We start from the raw sequence: 20,918 nt of genomic DNA on the forward strand, positions 1-20,918 counted from the left end.
ATGACTATTCGCGTCGCCATCAACGGGTACGGCCGCATCGGCCGCAACATCCTGCGCGCCCACTACGAGGCCGGCAAAAAGCACGATATCGAAATCGTGGCCATCAACGATCTGGGCGATCCCAAGACCAACGCGCACCTCACGCGCTACGACACCGCCCACGGCAAGTTCCCGGGCACGGTCGAAGTCGATGGCGACTACATGGTGGTCAATGGCGACAAGATCCGCGTGCTGGCCAACCGCAATCCGGCCGAGCTGCCCTGGGGCGACCTGAAGGTCGACGTGGTGCTCGAATGCACGGGTTTCTTCACCTCGAAAGAAAAAGCCGGCGCCCACCTGAAGGGCGGCGCCAAGAAGGTCATCATCTCGGCGCCCGGCGGCAAAGACGTCGACGCCACCATCGTGTACGGCGTCAACCACGGCGTGCTGAAGGCCTCGGACACGGTCATTTCCAACGCCTCGTGCACCACCAACTGCCTGGCCCCCCTGGTCAAGCCCCTGCACGACAAGCTGGGCCTGGAAAGCGGCCTGATGACCACCGTGCACGCCTACACCAACGATCAGGTGCTGACCGACGTCTACCACGAAGACCTGCGCCGCGCCCGCTCGGCCACCATGAGCATGATTCCCACCAAGACCGGCGCCGCCGCCGCGGTGGGCCTGGTGCTGCCCGAACTGAACGGCAAGCTCGACGGCTTCGCCATCCGCGTGCCCACCATCAACGTGTCCATCGTCGACCTGTCGTTCGTGGCCAAGCGCGAAACCTCGGTTGACGAAGTCAACAGCATCCTGAAGGCCGCCTCCGAAGGCGAGCTCAAGGGCATCCTGAACTACAACACCGAACCCCTGGTGTCGGTCGACTTCAACCACAACCCGGCTTCCAGCACCTACGATTCCACGCTGACCAAGGTGTCGGGCAAGCTGGTCAAGGTGTCGTCGTGGTACGACAACGAGTGGGGCTTCTCGAACCGCATGCTCGACACCACCGTCGCGCTGATGTCGGCCAAGTAAGCAGCATGGCCAAGGTCAACACCCTGTCCGCGCTGGCCAAGGCCGGCGCGCTGCACGGCAAGCGCGTCTTCATCCGCGCCGACCTGAACGTGCCGTTCGGCGACGCCGGCCAGATCAGCGAAGACACGCGGATCCGCGCCTCGGTGCCGGGCATCCGCCTGGCGCTCGACGGCGGGGCTGCCGTCATGGTCACCTCGCACCTGGGCCGGCCCACCGAAGGCACGCTTACCGAGGCCGACTCGCTCGACCGCGTGGGCCAGCGCCTGTCGCAGTTGCTGGGCATGCCCGTGCAGCTGGTGAAAAACTGGGTCGACGGCGTCAACGTCGACCCGGGCCAGGTGGTGCTGCTGGAAAACTGCCGCGTCAATCCGGGTGAAAAGAAAAACGACGAAACGCTGTCGCGCAAGATGGCGGCGCTTTGCGACGTCTACGTCAACGACGCGTTCGGCACCGCGCACCGCGCCGAGGCCACCACGCACGGCATCGCGCGCTTCGCGCCCATCGCCTGCGCCGGCCCGCTGCTCGAGGCCGAACTGCAGGCCCTGGGCCGTGCGCTGCACGATCCCAAGCGCCCGCTGGTGGCCATCGTGGGCGGCTCGAAAGTGTCGACCAAGCTGTCCATCCTGCAGTCGCTGGCCGACAAGGTCGACCAGCTGGTGGTGGGCGGCGGCATCGCCAACACCTTCATGCTGGCGGCCGGGCTGTCCATCGGCAAGTCGCTGGCCGAGCCCGACCAGGTCGAGCAGGCCCGCGCCGTGATCGACATGATGAAGGCGCGCGGCGCCGACGTGCCCATTCCCACCGACGTGGTGTGCGCCAAGTCGTTCGCGGCCGACGCCCAGGCCACCGTCAAGGCGGCCGACGCGGTGGCCGACGACGACCTCATCCTGGACATCGGCCCGCAAACCGCGCAGCAGCTGGCCGGCATCCTGGGCAAGGCCGGCACCATCGTCTGGAACGGCCCGGTGGGCGTGTTCGAGTTCGAGGCTTTCTCGCACGGCACCGAAGTCCTGGCCAAGGCCATCGCCGAGTCGCCCGCCTTCTCCATCGCGGGCGGCGGCGACACCCTGGCGGCCATCGCCAAGTACGGCATCGCCGACAAGGTGGGCTACATCTCCACCGGCGGCGGGGCGTTCCTGGAATTCCTGGAAGGCAAGTCGCTGCCGGCGGTCGCCATCCTGGAAGAGCGCGCCGGCTGAATGCGGCGATAGCGGAAGCAGTGCCCAAAACCAGGCCCCACGGGGCCTGGTTTTTTTTGTGCATACGAGCCCGGCCGTGCCAGCCAGGTCCAGCCAGGTGTCTGACTCCCGCACGGCGGGTGTCAGACACCGACGTGTGCGGCGGCTATCTCAACAGGGCGGTGTCAGGCACCTGCGGAGCCTGACACCTGGTTATCTGTCGATCGAGGCCGGGCGCCGGGCTTCAGCGGTTTTGCTTGCGGGCGGCCTTGCGGGGCGCCGCGGGCTTGCCGGCTGCTGTTTTTTTCTCGCGCGCCAGGGCTTTTTGCGCGGCATCGCGGAAGATCTGTTCCATTTCTTCCAGATGCGCGCGCGCCCGCTCGTTCAGCGGCCCGGTGGCCTCGAGCACATGGCGCATCGTGCCGAACCCGTCGCGGATCTCGGCGGCCGACGCCTGCGCCAGCAGGGTCGGCATGGCCCGCAGGGCGGCCTCGCCATCCAGGCGCATCATCAGCGCCTGGTCGCGCGCCACGTTCTTGAATTCCTGCAGGGCCAGGCCCGAGTCGGTGTCGGCGCGCATCTTGCGCAGCATGGCGAAGCTGCGTTCGTCGATGCCGCCTTCCGCGCTGGCCACGTACAGCAGCATGCGCATCGCGGCCTCGCGCACGCCGCCCTGGTCCATCAGGGCGCGCAGCTCGTCGGCGCGGCTGGCCATGAAATGGCGGTGCTCGGGTGACACGCCGGGGTGCTTGCGCGGCGCTTCGGCCCTGGCGCTCAGGCCGGCCCAATCCTGCACCAGGGGCGAGCCGTAGACATTCATGAACAACTGCTCGCCAGCCGCGTCGCGCAGTTCCTGCCACATGTTCAGGCCGGCCTCGATGGTGTCCGACGCCATGCGTTCCAGCACGGCATAGGGGTTGTCCGGCGCCACCGGCTGGCGGTGCCGGCGGGCCTGGTCGGCCACTTGCGCCACGGGGGCCACCCACGGGTTGCGGTCGGAAATCAATTCGTAGGGCAGGCGCAGCGGGTGCATGCGCTGCATCCATTCAGCCGACTGCGGCGTGACGGCGGCGCGCACCCAGGGCTGCACGAAGCTGCGGTACAGGCCCAGGTTGATGTCGGAAATGCGTGCCACGGCGGCGAAGCGGCGGTCGTCTTCTTCGCGGCGCGCCACGATGGCGCGCACGTCGTCGACCTTGCGCCGCGCGAACGACAGCACGTAGTCGCCCGGCGCCAGGTCGGCATTGGGCGTGTCGGGCGTCTTGTCGGCGATCTCGGCCTGGTAGATGCCGGCGGGCAGCACGTCGATCAGATCGATGTTGGCGGTGAATTCCTGGTGTTCTTTGCGGGCCACGCTGCCCGACACGAAAATGCCCAGGTGGCCGATGCTTTCATGTACGGCGTACACGATGGTCTGGCCATGCGCCACCACTTCGGCGTCGTCCTGGTACAGGTCGGGAATCCAGCCCAGCGCCTGCGGCGGCGGGGTGATGTTGTCGCCCTTGGAGCAGAACACGATGATGGGCGAGCGGATATTGCGCAGGTCGATGCGGATGCCGTCCGAGGTCACCAGCCCGGCGGTGGCCAGCCGGTTGCCGATGAACAGGTTGTCGACGATGTACTGGATTTCCGGCGCGTTCAGGAACACATGCCCGCCCCACCATTTCTCGAAACTCAGGTAGCGCGACGCTTCGGTGTCCACGTTGGAGTACAGCTTGTACTGCTTGGCCCAGAGCGTGTTGGCGGGGTTCAGATTCTCGAAGTTCTGCACCAGCCACGCGCCGTCGAAGCGGCCGTTGCCGAGGTCGCTGGCCAGCTCGGTCAGCCAGCTGCCTCCGGTAAGCCCGCCGCTGTAGCGCATGGGGTTCATGCCGCGCCAGCCGGCCCAGTACGACAGCGGAGCGCCCGCCACCACGATGGGGCCGAACAGCTCGGGCCGCATGGCGGCCGTCATCATGATCTGCCAGCCGGCCTGGCAATTGCCCACTACCACCGGCTTGCCTTCGGATTCGGGATGGCGGGCGATGATCTCTTCCAGAAAGCGCGCCTCGGCGCGCATCACGTCTTCGACTGCCTGCGTGACAGTGGGCTGGGGCAGGAATGACGCGAAATAGCAGGGGTGGCCGGCCCGCACCGCCACGCCGATTTCGCTTTCGGGCTTGAAGCCGCCGATGCCCGGGCCGTGCCCGGCGCGCGGGTCCACCACCAGGAACGGGCGCTTCTGCGGATCCACCTCGACGTCCGGCGGCGGCACGATGCGCAGCAGGCCGTAATTGACGGGGCGGGCAAATTCGCGGCCGTCCAGCACCAGTTCGGATTTCATGCTGAGCACGTTGGGCGCGCGCTTGGCCATGTGGCTGTGGTACTGGTTGCCGCGCTGGCGCATGACATCGGCATACAGCACGCTGCGCTGCAGCGCGTCGACGGCATACTCGTAGGCGGCGGCCCAGGGGTTGGCGGGCTGGGCAGGCGGGGCGCTGCGGACAGAAGCGGGTGCGGCCACGGGGGACTCCGGTAGACGATGCCCGCCGCGCGAGGGGGCGGGTCTGGGAAAGCAGAATGATCGGCATCAACCACAGTGATGCCACCCATTACAGCGCAATAAATGTTGCAATGCAACATCCGTACGTGCCTGCTTTCCGGGCCATGGCCGGCCAGGCCCCGCTGTGCGGCTAGGCGCCGCCGCCCAGCGTGCCGGCGGCCGGGGCCGGCAGGTGGCACACCGCTTCCAGGCGGTTGCCGGCCGGGTCCGCGATAAACGCGGCGTAGTAGTGCGGGTGGTAGGCGGGGCGCAGGCCCGGCGCGCCCTCGTCGCGCCCGCCGTGCTGCAGGGCCGCGCGATGGAAAGCGTCGACCGCGGCCCGGCTGGCGGCTTTGAAGCACCAATGGCGCCGCGCGTCGGTATTGGGCGCCGCCGACAGGAACACCGACAGGTAGGTGTGCTGTGTTGCCGTGGCGCTGCAGCGTTCGCCGTAGCCCAGGGCATCGGGCCGGTCGTAGACCTTGGCCGCGCCCAGCGCCGCCATCGCGGCATCGTAGAACGGGCGCGCCGCGCCCAGGTCGGGCACGGCGATGGAAACGTGGTCGAGCAATTGCATCAGGCGCGCGCGTCGTGGTTGAACTGCAGCCAGGTCTGCACGGTGGGGCGCTGCCACTGCGCGTCGGCGTAGGCGCGCAGCCCGGCGGGCAGGTCGTCGGCGGGCCCTGCCAGCCGGCGCAGCATCAAGGCCAGTTCGGTGTCGGCAATGCACCAGGCATCGAACAGCTGCGGCCGGCCTTCGGGCAGCAGGGCCTGCGCCACGCGCACCAGTTTGGCGGCCGCCGCCTGGGCCGCATCGCCCAGCGGGGCGCCGGCCGCGCCATGGAACACCACTTCGGTGGGGCGTTCCGCGCGCAGCGCGGCCAGGTCGCTGCGCAGCCAGGCCTGGATCTGACGGGCGCGGGCCCGCTGCTGCGGCGCCGAGGGATACAGGGCGGGGTAGTCGGGCGCCGGAAAGACGTCTTCCAGGTATTCGATGATGGCGCTGGATTCGGTCAGGTGGAAGGCGTCGTGGGCCAGGGCCGGCACGCGGCAGGTGGGGGCGCGGCTGGTATAGGGCTGCATGCGCTGCTCGCCGGCCTGCAGGTCGACCAGCCGCAGTTCCACGGGCAGGCCTTTTTCGGCCAGGGCGATGTAGGCCGCCATGGCATAGGGGCTGAGCAGCAGCGCATCGACGTAAAGGGTCAGCGGCGAGGCAAGCGGCGCGGGCAAGGGATGGCTCCGTGTGGCGGTTGAATGCCGGCGGCCGGGCCACGCCGGCCGCCGCGCGCATGCCACAGCGTACCGCAATCGCGCCGCGGCGGCACGGTCAGTCGACGATGAACAGGCGCGCGCCGCCGGTGGTGGATGAGCGGTGCGCTTCGGCCTGGTCGGCCACCTGGTAGCTCATGCCCGGCGTCAGCACGAAGCGGCGGCCGTCTTCCAGTTCGGTATGCAGCTCGCCTTCGAGGCACAGCAGGATGTGGCCCTTGCTGCACCAGTGGTCGGCCAGGTAGCCGGGCGAATATTCGACCATGCGCACGCGGATGTCGCCGAACTGGCGCGTGCGCCAGTACGCCGTGCCGGTGTCGCCCGGGTGTTCGGTGGGTTCGATGGTTTGCCAGTCGGTGGTGCCGAAGGGGATGTCGCGCATGTTCATGCGGAGGGCTCGCTGGTGGGATGCGGGGGCGCGGCCGGCAGGTCGGGCACGTGCAGCAGCAGGTCGGTGGCGCCGATGTCGATGCCGGCCTGGCTGAGCAGCGTGGTGGCCTGCCCGCGGTGGTGGGTTTGATGATTGAAGAAATGCAGAATCACGCCGCCGAAGTCGCGCCGCGACGCGACGCCGCGCGAGCTGGTGTAGGCCAGCACATGCGCCAAGTCGGGGTCGGCCACCTGGCCGGCCCAGGCGACGATGGCCTGGTCGAGTTCGCGGCGCAGCGCGGCCAGGCCGGCCAGGTCGGGGCGCAGCAGGCGGTCCAGCCCCGCGGGCATGGGCAGCGCGGTAACGGGGGCCAGCGCCGTGTAGCCGGCCGGATGCGTGGCAAAGCGCTTGAGCCACAGGATATCGCCCACGGCGATGTGGTTCAGCGTGCCCAGCAGTGAGCCGAAAAACGCCCCGCGCGGCGCGGCGGCATCGGCGGCGGGCAGGGCGGCGGCCTGGTAGACGCGCTGGTTCATCCAGGCGTTGTAGCCGGCCAGCAGGCGTATGTCGGCAGCGGTGGGCATGACGGATTGGCGGTGGCAGTGGCGGGCGGCGCGCCGGCTAGGCGGCCAGCTTCTTTTGCCAGAACATGGCCTGGCCGGCGTCGCCCGCCAGTTCGTAGCCCTGGTAGCCGATCTTGCGGTACAGCGCCTTGGCGGGCTCGTTGCCCTGCAGCACTTCGAGCGTGATCTTGCAGCAGCCCCGGCGCGCGGCCGCGTCTTCCAGCGCCTGCAGCAGGCGCTGGGCGATGCCCTGGCGCCGGTAGCGGTCCGACACCATGAAGTCGTGCAGGTTCAACAGCGGCTTGCACGCGAAGGAAGAAAAACCTTCGAAGTAGATGGCCAGCCCGGCCGGCATGCCGTCGCACAGCGCGACCAGCGCGCCGGCGGTGGGGCGGCGCGCCAGCTCGGCGATCAGGTTGGCGCGCGAGTAGTCGGACAGGGGTTCGCCGCCGCCCATGGGGCCGCGGGCGTATTCGTCGAGCAGCGCCACGACCATGTCGCCATGGGCGGGGTTGTTGAAGTCGGCGTCGATGATGTCCAGCACGATCGGGTTCCGTGGTTGCGGCCGCCGCGCGGACGGCCTGGTAAAGGCGGGAAATTGATGGCTATTATGCCGCGCCATGCACGCCATGGGTAAACTGCCGGCAGTATCAACGCAGGGGTCATCCATGAACCGTCCGTCCTCGGCGCCGCACCTGGCCTTGCCGGGCGGGGCCGGCCTGGCAGGCCTGCGGGCCTGCCTGCCCGTGATGATCGGGTATTTCCCGGTAGCGGTCACCTTCGGCATTGCCGGGCTGGCCACCGGGCTGTCGCCGCTGCAGGTCGTGCTGATCTCGGTGCTGGTCTATGCCGGCGCCAGCCAGTTCCTGCTGCTGGCCTCGATCAAGGCCGGCACGCCCTGGCTGTGGGTGGTGGCGCTGTGCTCGCTGCTGAATGCGCGGCATCTGCTGTACGGGCCGCTGCTGTCGCGCATGCTGCCGCAGCGGCTGCGGTCGCGCCTGAAAATCGCCTTTCTGCTGACCGACGAGGTGTTCGCCACCGCGTTCAGCCGCATCGAGCAGGTGGCGCCGGCGCACCGCAATCGCTGGATGACGCTGCTGGGCCTGGGCGCCTGGCTGACCTGGATCGCCGGCACCGCGGTGGGCGTGTACGCCGGCGACGGCCTGGAGCGCCACTATCCGATGCTGTCGCAGGTTATGCGCTTCGCCCTGCCGGCGCTGTTCCTGGCGCTGGTGTGCCAAAGCACGACGCGTGCGCTGCGCTGGCCGGTGATGGCGGCGCTGGCGGTGGGGGCGGCGTTCGCCGCGTCCGGCCACACCACCCCGGCCATCCTGGCGGGGGCCGTGGCCGGCTGTGTCTGCCAGCGGCCCCGCAAGGAAACGACATGACCGGCAGCGGCCTGGAATTCTGGGTGGCGGTGATCGCCATGGCGGTCATTACCTACCTGACGCGCGCCTTGCCGTTCCTGTTGTCGGCGCGCAGCCGGCTGCTGCGGCGCATGGCCGAGGGCTCGTCGCTGGCGGCGCTGGGGCCGGCGCTGCTGGCGGGCATCGCCGCCGCGGTCATCGTGCCCGACATCATGGCTTTGCGGGGCTTGCCGCAATGGCTGCCTTATGCCGGCGGCCTGCTGGCCACCGCGCTGGCCGCCCGCCGCCTGGGCAACGCGGGCGTGGCGGTGATCGCGGGGGTGGCGGTGTACGGGGTGCTGCTGGCGCTGGCGCGCCACGCGGGGTAGCGTCGGCGAACCAGGTGTCTGACTCCCGCAGGGTGTCGGACACCGTACGACTGAGACGGCTGCGGCCTACAGCGGTGTCAGGCACCTGGCGGAGCCTGACACCTGGGCAAAGCGGGTGCGGCCCGAGCGGGGACGCAGCGGAGCTGGCTTTGCCAGTCCGCCAGCGTCGCCCCCTTTGAGGGGGGAACGCGTAGCGCTTCGGGGGTGGGACCTTCAGCCGATGATGGTGACGCCCAGCCAGAACAGCCCGGCGGCCAGCAGCATGGATGCGGGCAGGGTCAGCACCCAGGCCAGCAGGATGGTGCGCACGGTGCCGTGGTGCAGGCCGCTTTTGTTGGCGATCATGGTGCCGGCCACGCCGGACGACAGCACATGCGTGGTGGACACGGGCAGGCTGAATACGTTGGCCATGCCGATGGCGGCCACCGCGGTCAGCTGCGCCGACATGCCTTGCGCGTAGGTCATGCCCTGCTTGCCGATTTTTTCGCCCACCGTCAGCACCACGCGGCGCCAGCCCACCATGGTGCCGGCGCCCAGCGCCAGGGCCACGGCCACGATCACCCACAGGGGCGCGTATTCGGTGGTGGCGGTCAGGTCGGCGCGCAGCTGGTTGAGGTCGGCGCGGTCGCGGTCCTGCAGGCCGTCCAGGCTGGCCACTTTCTTGGCGGTGTCGTCCAGGCACAGCAGATAGCGGCGGATGTCGACGCGCTTGGCGGGCGGCAGGTCGCCATAGTGGGTGACGCCGCGCAGGTCTTCGAGCAGCGCGTCGATGGTGGCCAGCGTCAGCTGCGGATGGCAGCGGAAATGCTTGGGCAGTTCGGTGCCGTTATTGCGGCTTTTGGACAGCGCCAGGTAGTCGTCCAGCGTGGCCTGGTTGCGATGGTAGAAGGCCGACAGGTGTATGGCCGCATCGCGCGTGCGGTCGATCTGGTAGGTGGTGCTGGTTTCGTTCAGCACGAATTGCGCGGGCACGATGCCGATCAGCACCAGCATGATCAGGCCGATGCCTTTCTGGCCGTCGTTCGAGCCGTGCACGAAGCTCACGCCCATGGCCGACAGCACCAGCACCAGGCGGTTCCAGAAGGGCGGATGTTTTTTCGAATCGACTTCGCGGCGCTGTTCCGGCGTCTTGTGCATTTTGGAGGTCGGCCACCAGCGCTTGAACAGCAGCAGCAGGCAGCCCGCCACGATGCAGCCCGCCAGGGGCGAAACGACCAGCGACAGGCCGATGTCGATGGCCTTGTTCCAGTTGACGCCGTCGCCCAGCGGCAGGTCGGTCAGCAGCGCATTGGCCAGGCCCACGCCCAGGATAGAGCCGATCAGGGTGTGCGAACTGGAGGCCGGGATGCCGAAATACCAGGTGCCCAGGTTCCAGGCGATGGCCGCCGTCAGCATGGCGAATACCATCGCCAGCCCCTGTCCGGTATCGACGTTGATCAGCAGCTCGACCGGCAGCAGGTGCACGATGGCATAGGCCACGCCCACGCCGCCCAGCAGCACGCCCAGGAAATTGAACAGGCCCGACAGCATGACCGCCAGGTGCGGCGGCATGGCCTTGGTGTAGATGACGGTGGCCACCGCATTGGCGGTATCGTGGAAACCGTTGATGAATTCGAAGGCCAGCACGAAGGCCAGGGCTAGGACCAGGCTGACGCCGATCCAGAAGTCCAGGCCGGAGAAGAGATGGAACATGAGGGGGGGCGGGAAGGGGTGGGCGGTGTGAAGTAGGGGGGATTATTGCAGATTTGTGACGGGGGCTTCTTTGAGGGGAGTGGTCTTTTTCTGGCCTTTGGAGTCCATTCTTGCCCCGTCCCGCGGCGGCCGGACGGGCGGTGGCCGGCGCACGTGCGTCGGGCTCGGGCGCATGCAGGCGCCCTCGGCCCGCTGCGCGGGCTGCCCCGCCGCCCAACGCGCCGGCCACCGCCCGCCCGGCCGCCGCGGGACTGCGACAGGGTGGATTCGGACTTTCCGCAAGCAGATCCCGTATGGAGACAGGCCCCCCGCCATCCCATAATGCGATAGCATCAAATTTTCCTTTGCCGGTTACCGCCATGCCTACCGCTACGCAGCCTGTTGCCCGCCGCCATCCCGACGATCTCATCGTGGGGCTGGTGTCCATTTCCGATCGCGCGTCGTCGGGGGTGTATCAAGACCAGGGGCTGCCGGCGCTGCGCGACTGGCTGGGCGCGGCCCTGTCGTCGTCGTGGCAGGCGGTCGAGCGGCTGGTGCCGGACGAGGCCGCGGCGATTTCGGCGGCGCTGGTCGAACTCGTGGACACCTGCGGGTGCGACCTGGTGCTTACTACCGGCGGCACCGGGCCGGCGCGGCGCGATGTCACGCCCGAGGCCACGCTGGCCGTGGCCACCAAAGAAATGCCCGGCTTTGGCGAACAGATGCGCCAGGTCAGCCTGAAATTCGTGCCCACGGCCATCCTGTCGCGCCAGGTGGCCGTCATCCGCGAAACCGCCGGCCACGCCGCGCTGATCATCAACCTGCCCGGCCAGCCCAAGGCCATCCGCGAAACCCTGGAAGGGCTGCGCGACGACAGCGGCGCGGTGGCGGTGCAGGGCGTGTTCGCCGCCGTGCCCTATTGCATCGACCTGATCGGCGGGCCTTATGCCGAAACGCACGAGGCCGTGGTCAAGGCGTTCCGCCCCAAGTCGGCGCTGCGCAAGCCCGCGGGCTGAGGCCTCGGTGCGTTATAGTTGGCCGGGTCTTTTCGTCTGTTTCCGGGAAACCCTTCCATGAATTTACGATGCATCGCGGCGCTGGCATTGGCCGGCGCGCTGGCCGGTTGCGCAAGTGTCAAAGACATCCGCGAACGCGATCCGGTGTTCTTCGGCTCGACCGCGCGCAGCGCCGACCAATACGTCACCTGCGTGGAATCGGCCTGGCAGGGCAACGGTACCACCGCCGAGCGCCAGACGGTGCGCAACGGCTACGAGCTGATCGTGCCCGGCACGATGGGCGTCGAAGCCGTGCTGACCGCCACGACCTGGAAGGGCAAGACCGACGTGCGCCTGTCCACCCGCATTCCGCGCTACGGCACCGCGCTGGTCGAGGCGGCCAACCTGTGCATGTAGCCGGCCTGCCGCTGCGCCGGCGCCTGGCCCGCGCGGCCAGGCGGCTGGCCCTGCTGGCCGCGGCCTGCGGCATCGCCGCCGCGGCGCAGGCGCAGGGCTATATCAGCCGCAAGCTCGACGTGCCCGTGCCCGGCGGCGTGGCGGTGGTGGCGCTGGGCGCGGCCGAGCGCGCGCCGCAGGCCAGCTACGACGGCCACCGGGTCATGGTCATACGCGACAGCGACGGACAATGGATTGCCGTGGTGGGCATTGCGCTGGACGCCAAGCCCGGCCGCCACACGCTGCAAGTGCAGGGCGGCGCGCCGGTGGCCTTCCAGGTGGGCACTAAAGAATATGCCGCGCAGCACATCAAGCTGAAAAACCGCCGGCAGGTCACCCCCAACCCCGACGACCTCAAGCGCATCGAGCACGAGCTCGACCTGCAGCTGGCCGCCTACGCGGCTTTCCGCGAGGGCGTCATCCCCAGCAACGTCATGCTCGACCGGCCTGTCGACGGCCGCCTGTCCAGCCCGTTCGGGCTGCGGCGCTTTTTCAACGGGCAAGAGCGCAATCCGCATTCGGGCCTGGACTTCGCCGTGCCGGCCGGCACGCCGGTCAAGGCGCCGGCGGCCGGCCGCGTGGTGCTGGTGGGCAATTACTTCTTCAACGGCAATACGGTGTTCGTCGACCATGGCCAGGGCTTCATCAGCATGTTCTGCCATTTGTCGGCCATCGACGTGAAAGTGGGCGACGAAGTCGCGCGCGGCGCCGTGGTGGGCAAGGTGGGCAGCACCGGCCGCGCCACCGGGCCGCACCTGCACTGGAACATCAGCCTGAACGCCACGCGGGTGGATCCCGCCATTTTCATCGGCGCCGTCACGCGCCCTTGAGAGCCATTTCCCGGAAGCGCCGCAACAGCGGCGCGGCATCGTCGGCGCGGTAGGCCAGCAGCACGCGGCTGGCCGCGTCGCGCGTATCCAGCGCGCAGTACGCCACCCCGGGGATGCCGGTTTTCATGTAAGTGTCGGGCAGCACCGAGATGCCCATGCCCGCCGCGACCAGGCCGATGATGGTGGCGCCTTCGCGGGCCTCTTGCCGCACGTGCGGCGCGAAGCCGGCGCGGCTGGCCAGCACCGTGACGTGTTCGAACAGCCCGCAGCCCAGCCCGCGCGGGAACAGGATGAACGATTCGTCGGCCAGCGCCGCCATCGGCAGCGGCCCTGGCCGGCCGGCCAGGGGGTGGCCCGCCGGCAATACCGCCATCAGCCGGTCGGCCCACAGCTGCGCCACGGCAATGTTGGCCGGCGGCTCGAACAGGGGCGAGGGGCGCAGGAAGCCGATGTCCACGCTTTTGTCGGCCAGGGCGCGCAGCTGCTGGCCGGTGGACAGGTGGATCAGGTCGGCCCGGGCGCCTGGGTGGCGGCCGCGGAACGCCTGCACGATCTGCGGAAAGGCCTCGAACATGGGCACCGAGGCCGTGAACGAGATGCGTAGCTCGCCGGCTTCGCCGCGCGCGGCCTGGCGCACCACGTCGCCGGCGCGTTCCAGGTGGGCCAGGGCATGGCGCGCCTGTTCCAGGAACAGCGCGCCCGCTTCGGTAAGCGCCACCTTGCGGTTGCTGCGGTTCAGCAGTACCGAGCCCAGTTCTTCTTCCAGGGCCTTGACCTGCAGGCTGAGCGGCGGCTGGCTGACGTGCAGGCGGCGCGCGGCGCCGCTGAAGCTGAGTTCCTCGGCCACCGCGACGAAATAGCGAAGCTGGCGGAAATCCATGGTTATTTGGTTTTTAAATAAATAGAAGCAAAAAACGGTATTGGACGATATTAATCGCGCGGGCCATCATTTCCAAACCACAACAGGAGACTCCTATGGCAAACGCACGCCAGAAGAATACCTACATCAGCGCCTGGCGCGGCCTGGCCGCTGCCCTGGGGCTGGCCGGCGCCCTGGCGGCCCCGGCCGCCCATGCCGCTGACTTCCCGTCGCACCCGATCCGCATCGTGGTGCCCTATGCCGCCGGAGGCGGCGTCGACATCGTGACCCGGCTGGTCGGCGAAAAAATGGGCGAAGCGCTGGGCCAGCCCATTATTGTCGACAACCGCCCCGGCGCCGCCACCAATATCGGCATGGGCGCGGTGGCCCAGGCCGACCCCGACGGCTATACGCTGCTGACCGCCTCGAACACCCTGGCCAGCAACGCGTCGCTGTTTTCCAAGCTGAACTTCGATCCCGCCCACGACTTCACCCCGGTGGGCAGCATCGGCTACGCGCCGCTGGTCGTGGTGGTGCCGCAGCCGTCGCCGGCCAAGACCCTGAAAGACCTGGTCGCCTATGGCAAGGCCCACCCCGGCAAGCTGACGTATGCGTCGGCCGGCAACGGCAGCTCGGGCCACCTGGCCAGCGAACTGCTGAAGGCCGAAGGCGGCTTCGACGCGCTGCACGTGCCATACAAGGGCGGCGCGCCCGCCATTACCGACCTCTTGGGCCAGCGCATCGATTTCATGTCGATCAACCCGCTGGAAGTGATTTCGCACATCCAGGCCGGCAAGCTGCGCGCGCTGGCGGTGCTGAACGCCCAGCCGGCGGCGCTGCTGCCCGACGTGCCCACCACGGCGTCGCTGGGCCTGCCGCAGGCGGTGGCCACGGTGTGGTGGGGCCTGATCGGCCCGCGCGGCCTGCCCGAGCCGGTGGTGCAGCGCCTGAACGGCGCCCTGCAGCAGGCGCTGAACGACCCCGCGGTGCAGAAGCGCCTGGCGGAACTGGGCGCGGTGCCCACGCCCGGCAGCGCCGCGCAGTTCGGCACGTTCGTGGCGGGCGAGACCGCGAAATGGAGCAAGGTGATCAAGCAGGCCGGCATCAAGGCCGATTGAGCGGGCAACCCGAAGGCGGCGCCGCGCCGCCTTCGACTAGACGAGAGACTCTGTAATGCAAACATCGAAGCACGGCCTGGTGGTCAGCGCCCATTCGGCCGATTTTGTGTGGCGCGCCGGCGGCGCCATTGCCCTGTATGCCCGGCGCGGCTGGACCATGACCGTGGTGTGCCTGTCGTTCGGCGAGCGCGGCGAATCGGCCAAGCTGTGGCGCCAGCCCGGCATGACGCTGGAGCGCGTCAAGCAGGACCGCCGCGCCGAGGCCGAGCGCGCCGCCGAAGTGCTGGGCGCGCAAATCCGTTTCCTGGACCTGGGCGATTACCCCCTGCGCGTGTCCGATGAGGCCCTGTACCAATTGGCGGATATCTACCGCGAACTGCGGCCGGCCTTCGTGTTGACGCATTCGCAGCGCGATCCGTACAACTTCGACCACCCCCTGGCCACGCACGTGGCGCAGGAAGCCCGCGTCATTGCCCAGGCCCACGGCCATGCGCCGGGCCAGCCGGTGCTGGGCGCGCCGCCGGTGTTCCTGTTCGAGCCGCACCAGCCCGAGCAATGCGAGTGGAAGCCGCAAGTGCTGCTGGACATTACCGAGGTGTGGGACAAGAAGCGCCAGGCATTCGAGCTGATGGCGGCGCAGGAACATCTGTGGGAATACTACACGCGCGTGGCCTTGCAGCGCGGCGTGCAGGCATCGCGCAATTCGGATGCGAAGATCCGCTATGCCGAGGCCTACCAGCGGGTGTTTCCGCAAGTGACCGGAGAACTGGCATGAGCGGGGTGCCTGCGCGCCAGGTGGCCGTGCGGCACATCGAACGCGCCGACGCCGCCGTGGTGGCGCGCCTGGCCCAGGCTGGCGTGGCCACCGCGCACGAGGCGCAGGGCCGCGCCGGCCTGCTGCAGCCCGGCATGCGCCCCATCTACGCGGGCGCGGCCATCGCCGGCAGCGCGGTCACGGTGCTGGCGCACCCGGGCGACAACTGGATGCTGCATGTGGCGGCCGAGCTGTGCCAGCCCGGCGATGTGCTGGTGGTGGCCTGCAGCGCCGAGAACCGCGACGGCATGTTCGGTGAATTACTGGCCACGTCGCTGCGCGCGCGCGGCGTGGCCGGGCTGGTCATCGACGCGGGCTGCCGCGATGTGCAGGCGCTGACGGCCATGGCCTTTCCGGTGTGGTCGCGCGCGGTCTCGGCCAAGGGCACCATCAAGGCCACGCCGGGCTCGGTGAACCTGCCGGTGGTGTGCGCAGGCGCGTTGGTGCATGCGGGCGACGTGGTGGTGGCCGACGACGACGGCGTATGCGTGGTGCCGCGCGCTCAGGCCGCGGCAGTGGCCGATGCCTGCGATGCGCGGCTGCGCAAAGAGGCCGTCAACCGCGCGCGCCTGGCGGCGGGCGAACTGGGACTGGATATCTATGGCATGCGCCCGGCGCTGGAGCGGGCGGGCCTGGTCTATGTAGACCGGCTGTCCGACCTGGACGCCGCGCCGCGGCCGTAGCGGCGGGCGGGCCGCCGGCCCGTCAGGCGTCGGCGGTAGAAGGCGACAGGCTCTGGTAGCGCCGTTCGGCGTATTGCAGGTCGTGTACGGCCGCCTGGTGCAGGCGGCGCTGCTCTTCCAGGCAATTGTCGTATTTGATGCGAGCCTGGGCGTAGGTCAGGCCGGTGGCGCGCAGGCTGTGGATGAACGCAGCGCGCGATTGCCGCAGCAGGCGCAGGCCCTGTTCGCCCTGTTCGACCACGCGCTGGGCCTGGGCCACGCGCTGGGCGGCGGCCTGGGGCGATTCGGGCGTATCCATGGCAATGCAATAGGCGTGCGCGGCGCGCCGTGCCCGGCGGCGCTTTAGCGGCGGCGCTGCGGCGGACGCGAGGTGCTGGGCGCGCGTTCGTCTTTGTGGCGGAAGTTGATGCGGCCCTTGGTCAGGTCGTAGGGCGACATTTCCAGGGTGACGCGGTCGCCCGCCAGGATGCGGATGCGGTGCTTGCGGATGCGGCCCGAGGCGTAGGCGCCCACTTCGATGCCGTTGTCCAGGGTGACGCGGTAGCGGCTGTCGGGCAGCACTTCGTCAACGATGCCATCGAGTTCGATCAGTTCTTCTTTTGCCATATATGACTCTCCTTGGTCGTTGCGCGCGCGCACCGTCGTGGCACGGTGCGCGTGCCGCCGGCAGGCGGCATGCGCGGGACCCAAGCGGGCTTGGGCCAGCGGTGGAACGTAAAACGTCCCGGCTGGTGGATGGGTACACGGCCAGGGAACCTGGGCGGGTACTCACGCCGCTGGGGCGATATGCGCGCTGGGCGCGGCTTGGTCGCGGCACTACGCCAGGCGCAACACCGGAAGAAGCGGGAAGGGCCGTGCCGATAGAGCAAAACTTATGCACGGAACAATCAAAGATAGTACTCCAATCGCGCTTATTTGACCAGGGTTTTCCCGGATTTTGGTTTTTTTACCGGGATTCGTGTCGATTTTGCCCGGATTCGGCCGTCGTGGCTATAGAAAGGCCGATTGGCCTCTCATCAACTCCTGGGAGAACAACCATGCGTGTAATGGTCATCGTGAAGGCAACGGAAGATAGCGAAGCCGGCGTCCCGCCCTCGGCCGAACTGCTGCAGGCCATGGGACAGTACAACGAAACCCTGATCAAGGCCGGGGTGATGCTCAACGGCGACGGCCTGCGCCCCTCGTCCCAGGGCAAGCGGGTGGCCTTCGACGGGGCCGACCGCCATGTCACGGACGGGCCGTTTGCCGAAACCCGCGAGCTGGTGGCGGGCTTCTGGGTGTGGCAGGTCAAGGACATGGACGAAGCCGTGCAATGGGTAAAGCGGTGCCCCAACCCCATGCCCGGGCCCAGCGATATCGAGATCCGCCCGCTGTACGAGGCCTCGGACTTCGCCTGATGGCGGCCCGGCGAGGGGTGGGCGGGGCCCGCGCGCCTACTCGTGGCCAGGCCCCGCTTGCGGATACTGCGGCAGGTCGTCGGTGATGTCGTACCACGGCGCCTTGTTGGCCACGTGCACGTGGCAGGCGGCCTTGATGCCGGGGTTGTCGTCCAGGGCGCCCAGCGGCAGGCCGTAGGTGTCGGGGGTCTGGTCGAAGCGCGACAGCAGCGGCGTGCCGCAGGCGCCGCAAAAACCGCGGTAATTGCCGGGCGACGAGCTGTACCACGTGACGTGGTTCTCGCCGCGCGTCCAGGCGAAATCTTTCGACTGCACGGTGGCGCGCGTGCGGAAGGCCGCGCCATGAGCCTTGCGGCACATCACGCAATGGCAATTCATCGCCTGGGTCAGCGGGCCCGAGATCTCGTAGGCCACGCGGCTGCACAGGCAGGAACCTCTCAGCATGTCGTGCTCCGGGGTCAGAGAAAACCCCAATATATACCGGCGCCGTCCGGCCGGTTTGTGACGATTCGGTTGCAGGACATCCGCCCGTCACCATTTCGCCGGGCAAGGGCGGCGCGCGCCGGTCATCACCCTGTCACCCCCCTTCCACAGAATGCCGTTCATGGTTCGTCAAGGGGATAATTCATGACCAACGCAATCGAGGTGCGCGGCCTCAGCAAGTCCTTCCGCGCCGGCGCCAAGGCGCTGGACGACGTGAACCTGGCGGTGGCGCCGGGCGAAATGGTGGCGCTGCTGGGCGCGTCGGGGTCGGGCAAGTCGACGCTGCTGCGCCACCTGGCCGGCTTCATCGCGGCCGATCCGGGCAGCAGCAGCGTCATGGTGAACGGCCAGCCCATCCAGCGCGACGGCCGCATCAGCCCGCGGGTGCGCGGCGCGCGCGCCGGCATCGGCTTTGTATTCCAGCAATTCAACCTGGTGGGCCGCCTGCCCGTCATTACCAATGTGCTGACCGGCCTGCTGCCCCGCGTGCCGCTGTGGCGCAGCCTGCTGCGCTATTTCCGCCGCGCCGAGGTGCAGCTCGGCCTGGACGCCTTGGCTCAGGTTGGTATAGACGACTATGCATTTCAGCGCGCCTCGACCCTGTCGGGCGGGCAGCAGCAGCGCGCCGCCATCGCACGCACGCTGGTGCAGAACGCCCGCGTGATCCTGGCCGATGAGCCGATCGCTTCGCTGGACCCGGAATCGTCGCGCCGCGTGATGGATACGCTGGCGCACATCAACCGCAGCCGCAAAGTGGCCGTGGTGGTGTCGCTGCACCAGGTCGACGTGGCGCTGCGCTATTGCGCGCGCGTGGTGGCCCTGCGCCACGGCCGGGTGGTGTACGACGGCCCGGCCGCCGAGCTGACCGAATCGATGCTGCGCGATCTGTATGGCGCCGACGTCGCCGAGCTGCTGCCGCACGACGGCGGGCGCGCCGCGCAGCCATCGACCCTGATCGAGCCGCGGCCGCTGGCCGCCGCGGCCTGAACCCCGAACCCCGATTTCCCCACGGAGTGTCCACTTATGCTACGCAGAACTTTTTGTGCCCTGGCCGCCGCGACGGTCCTGTCTTCCGCCGCCTGGGCGCAGGATGCCAAACCGTTGAATTTCGGCATCATTTCCACGGAGTCGTCCACCAACCTGAAGCAGGCCTGGCAGCCGCTGATCGATGACCTGAGCAAGGCGGTGGGCGTGCCCGTCAAGCCGTTCTTCGCCTCGGACTACGCCGGCATCATCGAAGGCATGCGCTTCAACAAGGTGCAGCTGGGCTGGTTCGGCAACAAGTCGGCCATGGAAGCCGTGGACCGCGCCAAGGGCGAAGTGTTCGCCTCGGTAATCGACAAGGACGGCAACCCCGGCTACTGGTCGGTGCTGCTGGTCAACAAGGACAGCAACCTGAAGACGCTGGACGACGTGCTGAAGAACGGCAAGCAGCTGAGCTACGGCGCGGGCGACCCCAATTCGACCTCGGGCACGCTGGTGCCCGGCTACTTCCTGTGGGGCGCGCACCGCATCGACCCCAAGACCTTCTTCAAGACCGTGCGCGCGTCCAACCATGAAAGCAACCTGCTGTCGGTGATCAACAAGCAGGTGGACGTGGCCATCAACAACACCGAAATGCTGGAGCGCTACCGCGTGAACACCGGCAAGGATGCCACCGAATCGGTGCGCATCCTGTGGAAGTCGCCGCTGATCCCGGCCGACCCGATGGTGGTGCGCAGCGACCTGCCGGCCGACGTGAAGCAGCGCATCCAGGCGTTCTTCGTGAACTACGGCAAGGGCGCCGACGCCGAGCGCCAGCAGAAAGTGCTGGCCGGCCTGACCTACAAGGGTTTCCGCGCTTCCAGCAACGCGCAGCTGGTGCCGATCCGCCAGATGGAACTGGCCAAGACCAAGATCCACGTCGAAACCGACACCACGCTGAGCGCCGCCGACAAGAAGGCGAAGCTGGCCGAGCTGGATCGCCAACTGGCCGAGCTGGACAAGCTGGCGGCCAAGCCGCAGTAAGCCGCGGCGCCGGCCCGCATGGCGCGGGCCGGCGCGCGTTTCTTTGCCTTTCGCACGGATTTTCCCCATGAGCACTGTTCTTACGCCTGCCCGCCATCCCGCCGCGGCGCGATCTTCTCTGCCCGGCCTGCTGGTATGGGGCGTGGTGCTGGCGTTGCTGATGCTGTCGTGGCGCGGCGCCGACATGCGCCCGCTGGATCTGGTGACCGAGTCCGGCAACATGGCCGCCTACGCGGCCGATTTTTTTCCGCCGAATTTCCGCGACTGGCGCATGTACATGGACGAGATGCTGGTGACGGTGCAGATCGCCATCTGGGGCACGTTCCTGGCCATTGCCATGGCGGTGCCGTTCGGGCTGCTGTGCTCGGCCAATATCGTGCCACCCTGGGTGTACCAGCCGATGCGCCGCCTGATGGATGCCTGCCGCGCCATCAATGAAATGGTGTTCGCCATGCTGTTTATCGTGGCGGTGGGGCTGGGGCCGTTCGCGGGCGTGCTGGCGCTGTGGGTGCACACCACCGGGGTGCTGGCCAAGCTGTTCGCCGAGGCGGTCGAGGCCATCGACCCGCGCCCGGTGGAAGGAGTGCGTGCCACGGGCGCGAACGCGGTCGAGGAAGTGGTCTACGGGGTGATTCCCCAGGTGCTGCCGCTGTGGATCTCGTTTTCGCTGTACCGGTTCGAATCGAACGTGCGGTCGGCTTCGGTGGTGGGCATTGTGGGCGCGGGCGGGATCGGCACGGTGCTGTGGGAAATCATCCGCAGCTTCCAGTATGCCGAGACCTGCGCGGTGATGATCATCATCGTGGGGTTTGTGGTGGTGATCGATCTGTTGTCGGCGCGGATCCGCAAGGCCTTGATCTGAGGGCCTGCTTACGGTTGAACCTGTTCCGAGCCGATGCTTCTGGCGCCGCTCTGTGCGGCGCCGAAAACCATTCAGGGCGGCGTGCGCGAGATCGCG

Annotated in this window: 24 protein-coding genes and 1 pseudogene; 14 read left to right on the forward strand and 11 right to left on the reverse strand. The window is 68.4% G+C overall.

Going from position 1 to position 20,918, the window contains the following annotated elements; translation table 11 throughout:
• Positions 1-1,011: a type I glyceraldehyde-3-phosphate dehydrogenase gene (gap, locus tag J2P76_RS15595; RefSeq protein WP_207408593.1), complete on the forward strand. Its 1,011-nt coding sequence runs from the start codon at positions 1-3 to the stop codon at positions 1,009-1,011.
• Between the two features lie 5 nt (positions 1,012-1,016).
• The gene (locus J2P76_RS15600; protein WP_207408594.1) at positions 1,017-2,210 is read left to right on the forward strand and encodes a phosphoglycerate kinase; all 1,194 of its coding nucleotides are present in this window, start codon (positions 1,017-1,019) and stop codon (positions 2,208-2,210) included.
• Between the two features lie 223 nt (positions 2,211-2,433).
• On the opposite strand, the gene J2P76_RS15605 is transcribed toward J2P76_RS15600, so the two are convergent.
• From J2P76_RS15605 to J2P76_RS15630, 6 genes are all read right to left on the reverse strand, one after another.
• The gene (locus tag J2P76_RS15605; protein ID WP_207408595.1) at positions 2,434-4,692 is read right to left on the reverse strand and encodes a DUF3141 domain-containing protein; all 2,259 of its coding nucleotides are present in this window, start codon (positions 4,690-4,692) and stop codon (positions 2,434-2,436) included.
• A gap of 169 nt (positions 4,693-4,861) precedes the next feature.
• Positions 4,862-5,287: a VOC family protein gene (locus J2P76_RS15610; RefSeq protein WP_207408596.1), complete on the reverse strand. Its 426-nt coding sequence runs from the start codon at positions 5,285-5,287 to the stop codon at positions 4,862-4,864.
• Entirely contained in the window at positions 5,287-5,940 is a 654-nt protein-coding gene (yfcF, locus tag J2P76_RS15615) for a glutathione transferase (protein WP_207408597.1), read from the reverse strand. The genes J2P76_RS15610 and yfcF overlap by 1 nt, the downstream gene beginning before the upstream one ends.
• Positions 5,941-6,037: 97 nt before the next feature.
• Positions 6,038-6,367: a DHCW motif cupin fold protein gene (locus J2P76_RS15620; RefSeq protein ID WP_207408598.1), complete on the reverse strand. Its 330-nt coding sequence runs from the start codon at positions 6,365-6,367 to the stop codon at positions 6,038-6,040.
• Entirely contained in the window at positions 6,364-6,933 is a 570-nt protein-coding gene (locus J2P76_RS15625) for a DinB family protein (protein WP_207408599.1), read from the reverse strand. The genes J2P76_RS15620 and J2P76_RS15625 overlap by 4 nt, the downstream gene beginning before the upstream one ends.
• A 37-nt stretch (positions 6,934-6,970) precedes the next feature.
• Positions 6,971-7,456 carry a GNAT family N-acetyltransferase gene (locus J2P76_RS15630; RefSeq protein WP_207408600.1) on the reverse strand — a complete coding sequence of 162 codons (486 nt, stop codon included), beginning with the start codon at positions 7,454-7,456 and terminating at the stop codon, positions 6,971-6,973.
• 124 nt (positions 7,457-7,580) lie between these two features.
• Here J2P76_RS15630 and J2P76_RS15635 point away from each other — a divergent pair, with 124 nt between their 5' ends.
• The gene (locus J2P76_RS15635) at positions 7,581-8,300 is read left to right on the forward strand and encodes an AzlC family ABC transporter permease (protein ID WP_207408601.1); all 720 of its coding nucleotides are present in this window, start codon (positions 7,581-7,583) and stop codon (positions 8,298-8,300) included.
• Positions 8,297-8,647, forward strand: a complete 351-nt coding sequence (locus tag J2P76_RS15640) for an AzlD domain-containing protein (protein ID WP_207408602.1) — start codon at positions 8,297-8,299, stop codon at positions 8,645-8,647. The genes J2P76_RS15635 and J2P76_RS15640 overlap by 4 nt, the downstream gene beginning before the upstream one ends.
• Before the next feature lie 213 nt (positions 8,648-8,860).
• Here the strand turns inward: J2P76_RS15640 and J2P76_RS15645 are convergent, their stop codons facing one another.
• Positions 8,861-10,339, reverse strand: a complete 1,479-nt coding sequence (locus tag J2P76_RS15645; RefSeq protein WP_207408603.1) for an inorganic phosphate transporter — start codon at positions 10,337-10,339, stop codon at positions 8,861-8,863.
• A 359-nt stretch (positions 10,340-10,698) separates the two neighbouring features.
• Between J2P76_RS15645 and mog the strand changes: the two genes are divergently transcribed.
• The 3 genes from mog to J2P76_RS15660 are packed head-to-tail and all read left to right on the forward strand — an operon-like array spanning position 10,699 to position 12,599.
• Complete coding sequence (mog, locus tag J2P76_RS15650; protein ID WP_207408604.1) at positions 10,699-11,334, forward strand: molybdopterin adenylyltransferase; 636 nt, start codon at positions 10,699-10,701, stop codon at positions 11,332-11,334.
• A gap of 57 nt (positions 11,335-11,391) precedes the next feature.
• A complete protein-coding gene (locus tag J2P76_RS15655; protein WP_207408605.1) occupies positions 11,392-11,730 on the forward strand; it encodes a hypothetical protein in 339 nt (112 codons plus the stop codon).
• 23 nt (positions 11,731-11,753) lie between these two features.
• A complete protein-coding gene (locus J2P76_RS15660; protein ID WP_207409230.1) occupies positions 11,754-12,599 on the forward strand; it encodes a M23 family metallopeptidase in 846 nt (281 codons plus the stop codon).
• On the opposite strand, the gene J2P76_RS15665 is transcribed toward J2P76_RS15660, so the two are convergent.
• Positions 12,586-13,479 carry a LysR substrate-binding domain-containing protein gene (locus tag J2P76_RS15665; protein WP_207408606.1) on the reverse strand — a complete coding sequence of 298 codons (894 nt, stop codon included), beginning with the start codon at positions 13,477-13,479 and terminating at the stop codon, positions 12,586-12,588. The genes J2P76_RS15660 and J2P76_RS15665 overlap by 14 nt on opposite strands.
• A 95-nt stretch (positions 13,480-13,574) precedes the next feature.
• Here J2P76_RS15665 and J2P76_RS15670 point away from each other — a divergent pair, with 95 nt between their 5' ends.
• Genes J2P76_RS15670 through J2P76_RS15680 form a run of 3 tightly spaced genes read left to right on the forward strand, consistent with a single transcriptional unit; the run spans position 13,575 to position 16,073 of the window.
• Positions 13,575-14,576: a Bug family tripartite tricarboxylate transporter substrate binding protein gene (locus tag J2P76_RS15670; protein WP_207408607.1), complete on the forward strand. Its 1,002-nt coding sequence runs from the start codon at positions 13,575-13,577 to the stop codon at positions 14,574-14,576.
• A 55-nt stretch (positions 14,577-14,631) separates the two neighbouring features.
• Positions 14,632-15,351, forward strand: coding sequence for a PIG-L deacetylase family protein (locus J2P76_RS15675; RefSeq protein WP_207408608.1), 720 nt, complete (start codon positions 14,632-14,634; stop codon positions 15,349-15,351).
• Complete coding sequence (locus J2P76_RS15680) at positions 15,348-16,073, forward strand: 4-carboxy-4-hydroxy-2-oxoadipate aldolase/oxaloacetate decarboxylase (RefSeq protein ID WP_207408609.1); 726 nt, start codon at positions 15,348-15,350, stop codon at positions 16,071-16,073. Before J2P76_RS15675 ends, J2P76_RS15680 begins: the two co-directional genes overlap by 4 nt.
• Positions 16,074-16,095: 22 nt before the next feature.
• Here J2P76_RS15680 and J2P76_RS15685 read toward each other — a convergent pair whose 3' ends face one another.
• Positions 16,096-16,371 (reverse strand): hypothetical protein, encoded by a 276-nt coding sequence (locus J2P76_RS15685; RefSeq protein WP_207408610.1) that lies wholly within the window; start codon positions 16,369-16,371, stop codon positions 16,096-16,098.
• A 44-nt stretch (positions 16,372-16,415) separates the two neighbouring features.
• Complete coding sequence (infA, locus tag J2P76_RS15690) at positions 16,416-16,679, reverse strand: translation initiation factor IF-1 (RefSeq protein WP_207408611.1); 264 nt, start codon at positions 16,677-16,679, stop codon at positions 16,416-16,418.
• A 431-nt stretch (positions 16,680-17,110) separates the two neighbouring features.
• Here infA and J2P76_RS15695 point away from each other — a divergent pair.
• Positions 17,111-17,464: pseudogene (locus J2P76_RS15695) on the forward strand (YciI family protein); the annotation flags it as partial.
• A 42-nt stretch (positions 17,465-17,506) separates the two neighbouring features.
• On the opposite strand, the gene J2P76_RS15700 reads toward J2P76_RS15695, so the two are convergent.
• Entirely contained in the window at positions 17,507-17,914 is a 408-nt protein-coding gene (locus J2P76_RS15700) for a GFA family protein (protein ID WP_207408613.1), read from the reverse strand.
• A 183-nt stretch (positions 17,915-18,097) separates the two neighbouring features.
• Here J2P76_RS15700 and phnC point away from each other — a divergent pair, with 183 nt between their 5' ends.
• The 3 genes from phnC to phnE all read left to right on the forward strand — a co-directional run bounded on the left by phnC (position 18,098) and on the right by phnE (position 20,822).
• Positions 18,098-18,940, forward strand: coding sequence for a phosphonate ABC transporter ATP-binding protein (phnC, locus tag J2P76_RS15705; RefSeq protein WP_207408614.1), 843 nt, complete (start codon positions 18,098-18,100; stop codon positions 18,938-18,940).
• 36 nt (positions 18,941-18,976) lie between these two features.
• Positions 18,977-19,960: a phosphonate ABC transporter substrate-binding protein gene (gene phnD / locus J2P76_RS15710; RefSeq protein WP_207408615.1), complete on the forward strand. Its 984-nt coding sequence runs from the start codon at positions 18,977-18,979 to the stop codon at positions 19,958-19,960.
• A 67-nt stretch (positions 19,961-20,027) separates the two neighbouring features.
• Entirely contained in the window at positions 20,028-20,822 is a 795-nt protein-coding gene (gene phnE / locus J2P76_RS15715) for a phosphonate ABC transporter, permease protein PhnE (RefSeq protein ID WP_207408616.1), read from the forward strand.
• Positions 20,823-20,918: the final 96 nt, after the last annotated feature.

Source organism: Bordetella petrii (assembly GCF_017356245.1).
GTDB classification, from domain to species: domain Bacteria; phylum Pseudomonadota; class Gammaproteobacteria; order Burkholderiales; family Burkholderiaceae_B; genus Bordetella_A; species Bordetella_A petrii_D.

Bases quoted from the DNA above. Each gene is read 5' to 3' on its own strand.
- J2P76_RS15640 (WP_207408602.1), top strand. From the start codon at position 8,297: ATGACCGGCAGCGGCCTGGAATTCTGGGTGGCGGTGATCGCCATGGCG.
- J2P76_RS15635 (WP_207408601.1), top strand. From the start codon at position 7,581: ATGAACCGTCCGTCCTCGGCGCCGCACCTGGCCTTGCCGGGCGGGGCC.
- mog (WP_207408604.1), top strand. From the start codon at position 10,699: ATGCCTACCGCTACGCAGCCTGTTGCCCGCCGCCATCCCGACGATCTC.
- phnC (WP_207408614.1), top strand. From the start codon at position 18,098: ATGACCAACGCAATCGAGGTGCGCGGCCTCAGCAAGTCCTTCCGCGCC.
- J2P76_RS15620 (WP_207408598.1), bottom strand. From the start codon at position 6,367: ATGAACATGCGCGACATCCCCTTCGGCACCACCGACTGGCAAACCATC.
- J2P76_RS15665 (WP_207408606.1), bottom strand. From the start codon at position 13,479: ATGGATTTCCGCCAGCTTCGCTATTTCGTCGCGGTGGCCGAGGAACTC.
- J2P76_RS15610 (WP_207408596.1), bottom strand. From the start codon at position 5,287: ATGCAATTGCTCGACCACGTTTCCATCGCCGTGCCCGACCTGGGCGCG.
- J2P76_RS15600 (WP_207408594.1), top strand. From the start codon at position 1,017: ATGGCCAAGGTCAACACCCTGTCCGCGCTGGCCAAGGCCGGCGCGCTG.
- J2P76_RS15655 (WP_207408605.1), top strand. From the start codon at position 11,392: ATGAATTTACGATGCATCGCGGCGCTGGCATTGGCCGGCGCGCTGGCC.
- J2P76_RS15680 (WP_207408609.1), top strand. From the start codon at position 15,348: ATGAGCGGGGTGCCTGCGCGCCAGGTGGCCGTGCGGCACATCGAACGC.
- J2P76_RS15645 (WP_207408603.1), bottom strand. From the start codon at position 10,339: ATGTTCCATCTCTTCTCCGGCCTGGACTTCTGGATCGGCGTCAGCCTG.
- phnD (WP_207408615.1), top strand. From the start codon at position 18,977: ATGCTACGCAGAACTTTTTGTGCCCTGGCCGCCGCGACGGTCCTGTCT.
- J2P76_RS15625 (WP_207408599.1), bottom strand. From the start codon at position 6,933: ATGCCCACCGCTGCCGACATACGCCTGCTGGCCGGCTACAACGCCTGG.
- gap (WP_207408593.1), top strand. From the start codon at position 1: ATGACTATTCGCGTCGCCATCAACGGGTACGGCCGCATCGGCCGCAAC.
- phnE (WP_207408616.1), top strand. From the start codon at position 20,028: ATGAGCACTGTTCTTACGCCTGCCCGCCATCCCGCCGCGGCGCGATCT.
- J2P76_RS15675 (WP_207408608.1), top strand. From the start codon at position 14,632: ATGCAAACATCGAAGCACGGCCTGGTGGTCAGCGCCCATTCGGCCGAT.
- J2P76_RS15670 (WP_207408607.1), top strand. From the start codon at position 13,575: ATGGCAAACGCACGCCAGAAGAATACCTACATCAGCGCCTGGCGCGGC.
- J2P76_RS15685 (WP_207408610.1), bottom strand. From the start codon at position 16,371: ATGGATACGCCCGAATCGCCCCAGGCCGCCGCCCAGCGCGTGGCCCAG.
- J2P76_RS15700 (WP_207408613.1), bottom strand. From the start codon at position 17,914: ATGCTGAGAGGTTCCTGCCTGTGCAGCCGCGTGGCCTACGAGATCTCG.
- infA (WP_207408611.1), bottom strand. From the start codon at position 16,679: ATGGCAAAAGAAGAACTGATCGAACTCGATGGCATCGTTGACGAAGTG.